9 protein-coding genes are annotated in these 7428 nt (G+C 53.6%); 8 read left to right on the plus strand and 1 reads right to left on the minus strand.

The window, feature by feature from the left end:
* Position 1 precedes the first annotated feature (1 nt).
* The 8 genes from D7Z26_RS20230 (at position 2) to D7Z26_RS20260 (ending at position 7097) form a co-directional block, all read left to right on the plus strand.
* Complete coding sequence (locus D7Z26_RS20230; RefSeq protein ID WP_120978817.1) at positions 2–868, plus strand: electron transfer flavoprotein subunit beta/FixA family protein; 867 nt, start codon at positions 2–4, stop codon at positions 866–868.
* A complete protein-coding gene (locus D7Z26_RS20235) occupies positions 865–1899 on the plus strand; it encodes an electron transfer flavoprotein subunit alpha/FixB family protein (protein WP_120978818.1) in 1035 nt (344 codons plus the stop codon). The genes D7Z26_RS20230 and D7Z26_RS20235 overlap by 4 nt, the downstream gene beginning before the upstream one ends.
* Entirely contained in the window at positions 1883–3178 is a 1296-nt protein-coding gene (locus D7Z26_RS20240) for an FAD-dependent oxidoreductase (protein ID WP_120978819.1), read from the plus strand. The genes D7Z26_RS20235 and D7Z26_RS20240 overlap by 17 nt, the downstream gene beginning before the upstream one ends.
* Positions 3160–3489, plus strand: a complete 330-nt coding sequence (locus D7Z26_RS20245; protein WP_120978820.1) for a ferredoxin family protein — start codon at positions 3160–3162, stop codon at positions 3487–3489. The genes D7Z26_RS20240 and D7Z26_RS20245 overlap by 19 nt, the downstream gene beginning before the upstream one ends.
* Before the next feature lie 17 nt (positions 3490–3506).
* Positions 3507–3659 (plus strand): hypothetical protein, encoded by a 153-nt coding sequence (locus D7Z26_RS27335; RefSeq protein ID WP_158602385.1) that lies wholly within the window; start codon positions 3507–3509, stop codon positions 3657–3659.
* A 141-nt stretch (positions 3660–3800) separates the two neighbouring features.
* On the plus strand, positions 3801–4670 hold the full coding sequence (locus D7Z26_RS20250; RefSeq protein ID WP_147423878.1) for a zinc ribbon domain-containing protein: 870 nt from the start codon (positions 3801–3803) through the stop codon (positions 4668–4670).
* A gap of 30 nt (positions 4671–4700) precedes the next feature.
* A complete protein-coding gene (locus D7Z26_RS20255) occupies positions 4701–6182 on the plus strand; it encodes a zinc ribbon domain-containing protein (RefSeq protein WP_325050464.1) in 1482 nt (493 codons plus the stop codon).
* 216 nt (positions 6183–6398) lie between these two features.
* Positions 6399–7097, plus strand: a complete 699-nt coding sequence (locus D7Z26_RS20260; protein WP_120978823.1) for a Crp/Fnr family transcriptional regulator — start codon at positions 6399–6401, stop codon at positions 7095–7097.
* A 72-nt stretch (positions 7098–7169) separates the two neighbouring features.
* Here the strand turns inward: D7Z26_RS20260 and D7Z26_RS27845 are convergent.
* Positions 7170–7428, minus strand: a 259-nt coding sequence (locus tag D7Z26_RS27845; protein ID WP_233567068.1) for a hypothetical protein, incomplete at its 5' end; no start/stop codon positions are given.

Here is a 7428-nt window from a genome sequence, read left to right on the forward strand (position 1 = left end):
CATGCTGCATATCGTCGCCTGCATTAAGCAGGTGCCGGATACGAAAATCATCAAGATGAATCCTAAGACGAACACAATGGACCGCTCCAGCGCGCCGGCCATTCTGAATCCGTACGATTCCCATGCGGTTGAAGAAGCGGTAAGGTTGCGTGCCAGATACGGAGGAGTCGTCTCGGTATTAACGATGGGGCCGCCGCCTGCCGTGAAAGCCATTCGAAAATGCATTGAGATCGGAGCCGACGAAGGGTACATGATTACGGACCGGGCTTTTGCCGGGGCGGATACGCTGGCGACGAGCTATGCGTTGACGAAGGCGCTCGAGAAAATCGCGAACATTCGTCCGATCGATCTGATCATCTGCGGCAAAATGACGATCGACGGAGACACCGGCCAAGTCGGTCCGGGAATCGCCCGAAGGCTGGATATGCCTCCGCTCACTTCGGTGAATAAGGTGGTCGAAATCGATCGCGAGAAAGGATATGCGATCGTGCACCGGAAGCTGGAGGACGGTTACGAGGTCATTCGCTCCTCGCTCCCCTGCTTGTTCTCGGTGGAGAAGGACATCAACGAGGTTCCTTATTCCACGTTGCCGAACATGCTCAGAGCCGCGCGGTATCAGCCGAATATTTGGTCGGTTGCCGATCTCGGAGAAATCGACAAAACGCAGCTCGGGCTGAAGGGTTCGCCGACGATCGTCAGTTCGGTGTGGGCGCCGCAGAAGCCGCAAGGCGGACAGCGTCTCGAAGGCGATGCGGAGGAGCAAATTCGGCAACTGCTCGATATCGTGCTTGCCCGCAAAGAGCTATTCGACCCGATCGCCGAGGGAAGAACGCAAGCCAGAGCCAAGGTTGGGGGTGCAGACGCATGAACTTCGACGATTATCGCGGCATCTGGGTGTTCCTCGAAGAGAAGGACGGCGAGGTCGCGCAAGTCTCTCTCGAACTGCTAGGCGCAGGTAAGCTACTGGCCGAGAAGAGGAAAACGGAGCTCGCCGGCGTACTTATCGGCGATAACGTTCGTTTGCTGGCCCGAACGGCGTTCGAATACGGCGCGGACAAGGTCTATGTGTTCGATGATCCGATCTATCGGTTCTACCGGACCGAGACGTTCATGAAGGCGATGTTGGCCTGCGTGGAGAAGCATAAGCCGGAAATTCTGCTCTACGGAGCGACGTCGACGGGCAAAGATCTGGCGAGCGCGGTGGCGACCGATTTGCCGACGGGCTTGACCGCGGATACGACGCAGCTCGACGTCGAAGAGGACACGGGGCTGCTGCTGGCAAGCAGACCGGCATTCGGCGGCAACATCATGGCGACGATTCTGTGCAAGAAATATCGCCCGCAGATGGCGACCGTCAGGCCGAAAGTGATGAAAGCGCTCATCCGCGACAGAGACGCCAAAGGCGAGCTCATCGAGGAAAGCATTCCTATTACGGAGGCGGATATTCGGACCAAGGTGCTGGAGATTGTCCGTTCGACGACGCAACGCGTGCGGATCGACGAAGCGGACATTATCGTCGCGGGAGGCAAAGGGTTAGGCGGCCCCGCGGGTTTTCAGACGATCCAGCGGCTGGCGGATACGCTGGGCGCGGCGGTCGGAGCGAGCAGGGACGTCGTGGAAGCGGGATGGATCGGGCATCATCACCAGGTCGGGCAGACGGGCGTCACGGTGACTCCGAAAATCTATTTTGCCATCGGGATATCCGGGGCCATACAGCACATCGTCGGCATGCAGAACTCGGGTCTCATTATCGCCATCAACAAGGACCCGGCAGCGCCGATCTTTCAATCCTCGCATTACGGCATCGTAGGGGACGCGTTGACGATCGTGCCCATGCTTACGGAAGCATTCCAAATCGCGCTCGGAAGAAAGGAAGAGGCCGATGCCGGAAAAGTTTGACGTCATAGTCGTCGGCGCGGGTCCCGCGGGAATCGCGTGCGCTTACGAGCTAGCGAAGGCAAACGTAAACGTGCTGCTCATCGAGAGGGGAGAATATCCCGGCTCCAAGAACGTCATGGGCGGGGTGCTCTATCGCAAAATGATGGAGGAAATCATACCCGATTTCCACAAGGAAGCGCCGCTCGAACGTCCGATCGTGGAGCAAAGGTTCATGATGATGGATAAGGCGTCTGCGGTTACTTTCTCGTACAAGGGTATGGAGTGGGCGGAGGAGCCGTTCAATAACTTCACGGTGCTTCGGGCGAAGTTCGACCAATGGTTCGCGTCCAAAGCCGTCGAGAAGGGAGCCTTGCTACTGAATGAAACGGTCGTGCTAGAATGCATCGTGGAGAACGGTAAAGTCGTCGGGGTGCGAACGGACCGTCCGGACGGGGAGCTGAGGGCGGACGTCGTCGTGCTCGCGGACGGAGTCAACTCCTTGCTCGCCAAGTCGCTCGGCTTCCACAAGGAGTTCAGGCCGGACGAAGTGGCGCTCGCGACGATGGAAATTCTGAAGCTCGACAAGAAGATCATCGAAGATCGTTTTAACATGGAGGAAGGCCAGGGCTGCACGATCGAGCTGTTCGGCGACGCGACCAAGGGCATTCTCGGAACCGGATTTCTGTACACGAACAAAGATACTTTGAGCATCGGAGTAGGAACGTTACTTTCCGGACTCATTAAGCATAAGATAAAGCCATATGAATTAATGGAGTACGTGAAAACGCATCCAATGATCCGCCCCTACATTCAAGGAGCGGAACCGCAGGAGTACTTAGCGCATCTGATTCCGGAAGGCGGTTACCGCTCCATGCCGAAGGTAGTCGCGGCGGGCGTAGTCGTCGTAGGAGACGCGGCGCAGCTCGTCAACGCCATCCATCGCGAAGGCTCCAACATGGCGATGACCTCCGGCAGGCTGGCCGCGGAGACGATCGTGGCGGCGAGGGAGCGGGGAGATTTCTCCGAGGCATCGCTAATCGAGTACAGGCAGAAGCTCATGGGCAGCTTCGTCGGCCAGGACTTGAAGAAGTACAAGGACGCGACCCACCACTTCGACAAATTCCCGCAATACTTCGACCAGTACATTCCGATGATGAACAAGGCGGCAAGTCAGATGCTGACGGTCGACGGGGCATCCAAACGGGAGAAGCAGAAAAAAATTTGGCGGGAGTTAGGGCCGGCCAAGAAGAAGTTCAAGATTGCCCGAGACCTGATCCGGGCATGGAAGGTGATGAAGTGATGAGCGAGCCGCAGCCTGCCGCAGCTTCGAAATCGGCCAGCATCGAGGAGAAGCAATATTTGCTCCGATTCAACGCCGACACGCAATCGCATCTGCACGTCATGGATACCGAGGTGTGCATGACGAGCTGCCCGGACAAAATTTGCACGATTTTCTGCCCGGCGGAAGTGTACAAATGGGAGGATATCCGCATGCACGTCGGTTACGAAGGCTGCCATGAATGCGGAAGCTGTCGGATCGGCTGTCCGCACCAGAATATCAAATGGGTATACCCCAAGGGCGGGCATGGCATCGTCTTTCGACTCGGTTGACGGGGGTGAGGGGCAGGATGAAGGTTGGCGATCAGGTCGTGTACTTGCAGGACGGCACGAAAGGCACCATCGTCGAGATCCAAGGGAACTTGTACCACATCATCTGGGAGGATCATTTCAGTAGCTGGGAGTTCGAGGAGAGACTGAAAATACAAGAAGCTTATCCGTGAATTGGCGCGGGTAAGCTTCTTCTTTTAGGAATATTTTAGGGGAATAGGGATGGACGGGGCTAGTAATTCCTACTATAATACTAATGATTAATTAGGAAATAATTCCTATAATTTATGAATTATGTGGAGGATGAATATCCCGTGCAATGCACTCAATGCGGTCAAATCAATCAATCGGCGAAATTTTGCGTAAAATGCGGTGCCAATCTGCAAGCGGCGGCGACATCGGAAGGCGCGAACATCGGTTTCCAGCCTCCCGTTCAACCGTTGCCTGCAGCACAACCGCAACCACAGCCGCAACAAACGTCATACCAGCAATCTCGTCCCAATCTTCAGAAGCCGGTGGCGCATGCGCACCCTAATCCGCAGCTCCAGCAGGCGAAACAGGTCGGCAAGCAATATCTCGATTATTTCCTCGAAGTATTGAAGAGCCCCGTCCGCAAAGGGCAAAATTCTACGGATGCGGATATGGTCAACGGTCTGATCACGTTAATTCTGTTCTCGTTGGTGTTACCGTTGATCGCATACATAAAAGCTCGCGCGACTTTTAGAAGATTTGATTTCGGCGGATTCGGATTTGCGGATTCCGTATCGTTCAGCGGCGTCGTTATCAAGCCCTTCTTCTTCCTAATCATTATTGTATTGCTCGTAAACTCGGTGATGTTCCTGGTGCTTAAGCTTGGGAACGTCAACTTAAGTTATCGTGAGGTAACGGCGCGTTTCGGTAGCTTCATGATCCCGTCGGTAGCCTCCTTCGCCGTAGCTCTGTTGTTCTCTCTAATAAGCAGCGGGTCCGTCATCATGGGCCTGCTCATCGGAATCGGGCTGTTCTCTTGGTTCGTGGCGGTCTGTTTCGTCATTTACAGCTTTAAGAGAGATCAGACGAGCGGTCTCGATGCTTTCTATGGCGTCATTCTCACTTATATTGCATGCGCCATTCTGATTGCCCTCTTGGGAGCGGATCTTGCTCACACATTGTTCAGAGGTCTGGACAGCCCTCTTAATTTCTAATCCGGTAGACCAGCTTTCCATTGTCATGAGGTGAATGAAATTACAACGACGCGCTTTTGCAAAGAATGCGGCACCCGAATGGAGAGCGAGTATGCCTTCTGTCCGGAGTGCGGCACGCCGGTTGACGCGACGGCGGCTTCGGTTGAACGGACTCTCGATTTCCAGGAATACGAGCAGCTGCTGGCTAAACCGAATGTACAGGCTGTAAGTCTAATCAAGCAGCTTTCAAAGAAAGCCAAAATCGTGATCGGCAGCGGAATCGTTGTCGTGGCGCTGTTAATATCCGCATATTTCCTGGGTAAGTATTTCACCGACGAGCAGCGGATTCTCGATCGCTTCGACAAGGCCGTCTCCCAAGGCAATCCGGATAAGCTACTCTCGCTGCTTGCTTCCTCTAACGAAGATGTCAAGCTTGATCGGAACACCGCGGACGGCATCGTCCAGTACTTGGGCTCCAACCGCGAATCGTTCGACAGGGTCAAGAAGCAGCTCGCCTCGGAAGCGGAGCTGCTGAAGAACGGCGATGCGACATCGTTCGAGAACGACAATGACGCGGCGTTCGTATACTTGCGCAAGAAGGACAAGAAGCGCTGGTTGCTCTACAACGATTATGAGCTGAAGGTTAAGCGATATATGCTTCCGGTACGGACGAACTTCGAGGGCGCGAAGATCATCGTCAACGGTAAAGAGTCGGCCACCGCCAGCGGCGACGGCTCCGTAATCGAAATCGGCCCGTTGCTTCCGGGAGATTACGAGATCAAGTCCGTATACGAAGGGGAGTACACGACGCTCGAAAGCAAGAGTAAGGTTGCCTTGTTCCCGCTGACGGGGGATTATGACGGAGTCGATCTGCAACTTCAGGGAGATTACGTTAACGTCTACGCGAACAACGGCGATGCCCGTATCGTCATTAACGGCAAAGATATTGGCTTGAACATCGGAGCCGGACAGCAGATCGGTCCGATCGCGATCGACGGTACTAATAAGATGTACGTGGAAGCGGATTATCCTTGGGGCAAGATGCAAAGCGAAGAGCTATCGATCGATTCCGATCGGCTTGAATTTGACCTTACCGGCTTAAACGATGCGGTAAAGGACGAGCTCATGAACTCGACGCACGAATTCGTGGCTAGTTGGATGGAGGCTTTCCAAGCACGTGACGCCGGCGTATTAAAGCACGTTCATCCGGATCGCGTTAAAGATTTCGCCGATTATTTCGCGAATATGATAGACAGCGAAGAAAGCTATAAGGGTAATCTGAATAAGATGACGTTCGATCTGGACGGCTTTGACGTGAATTCGTATAAAGAAGGGATCTATACGGTTACGGTTAAAGTACAGGTCGATTACAGCGAAATCTTCTATTACGATAGCGACCAACAAGAGCCGGTCCCGAACCCCCGCACCAATTATACGCAGTATGAATTGCAATACGTTGACGGTCAGTGGTTAGTGTCCAATTGGGGAACCTCGTATGACGTCGGCACGGAAAATACGAAGGTATTCGAATAAGCGGTAGGTTGAACGAAGAGGCTCTCCATGCGAGTTATGGATAGCCTCTTTTCTCGCGGTGGAATCCGCGAAGCGCCCGATCGGCTCAGGAGAAACGAAAATACGAAAGTTTTTTGCGCGGATTGGGACATATGTCCTTTTGCGAGGGGAATAATGCCTATACAATGAGAGCAAGATCAAGCGGGCGCGCATATTCGTTCCATTGGAGGAAGTTATTTGAGGAAAATCCATGACCGGGATATGCTCCGGAGCGTGTTGGACGCGCATCGGTTAAGCGGCATATTCGACGAGAAGACGGAAGCGGCGATGGAACTGGCGGCGTTCGATAAGGGAGAGATTATCTGTACGGCGGACGAACGGATCGACCATCTATTTTTGCTCGTGAAGGGGAAAATCAAGATTTTTCGGATGCTGCCTAACGGTAAATCGATATTGATTCGATTCAATTCTTCTTTAAGCACGATCGGCGATCTGGAGATGCTGAACGATCACGCTGCTAGCAATACGGTAGAGTCGGTGGACGACACTCTGTTCATCGTCATTCAGCGGCAGGCTTTCGTGGACACCGCGTATCAAGATCCGGCTTTCCTACGTTTCATCATTCAGCAATTGGCGTATAAGTTGCATACGTTCGCTAACGCCTCCAGCTTGAATTTGCTCTATCCGGTCGAGACAAGGTTCGCAAGCTATCTCGTGTCGATTTCCGAGGACGAGAACGAACAAGCGCGAATAGAGGAGATCAAGGCGGCCAAACTGACCGAGATCGCGGAGCTGCTAGGCACGAGCTACAGGCACTTGAACCGGGTCGTCTCGCAGTTCGCGGCCGCTGGTTTAGTGGAGCGTACGAGGGGCTCGTTGTTCGTGAAGGATATTCGCCAATTAAAGAAGCTGGCGAACGGAAACTTGTACAGCTAGGAAGATTGATAAAACTTAAGTAAACGCGATAAGAAGCAACCGCAGCCGTCGGGAATGGGCTGATTTGTGGCTTTAGTCAGGTGAAACCTGATTGCAGGATGCCGAGTCGTCGATGATGCGTGTGTAGTCAGGTGAAACCTGATTGCAGGATGCCGAGTCGTCGATGATGCGTGTGTAGTCAGGTGAAACCTGATTGCAGGATGTCGAGTCGTCGATGATGCGTGTGTAGTCAGGTGAAACCTGATTGCAGGATGTCGAGTCGTCGATGATGTGTGTGTAGTCAGGTGAAACCTGAGTACATTGCGACAAACCGTATACATAACAAAACGCC

The sequence above is a fragment of the Cohnella endophytica genome, from assembly GCF_003628305.1.
In the GTDB taxonomy this organism is placed as follows: Bacteria; Bacillota; Bacilli; order Paenibacillales; family Paenibacillaceae; genus Cohnella; species Cohnella endophytica.

Coding starts and splice junctions, on each gene's coding strand:
- D7Z26_RS20230 (WP_120978817.1), top strand. CDS start 2: ATGCTGCATATCGTCGCCTGCATTAAGCAGGTGCCGGATACGAAAATC.
- D7Z26_RS20235 (WP_120978818.1), top strand. CDS start 865: ATGAACTTCGACGATTATCGCGGCATCTGGGTGTTCCTCGAAGAGAAG.
- D7Z26_RS20240 (WP_120978819.1), top strand. CDS start 1,883: ATGCCGGAAAAGTTTGACGTCATAGTCGTCGGCGCGGGTCCCGCGGGA.
- D7Z26_RS20245 (WP_120978820.1), top strand. CDS start 3,160: ATGGAAGGTGATGAAGTGATGAGCGAGCCGCAGCCTGCCGCAGCTTCG.
- D7Z26_RS27335 (WP_158602385.1), top strand. CDS start 3,507: ATGAAGGTTGGCGATCAGGTCGTGTACTTGCAGGACGGCACGAAAGGC.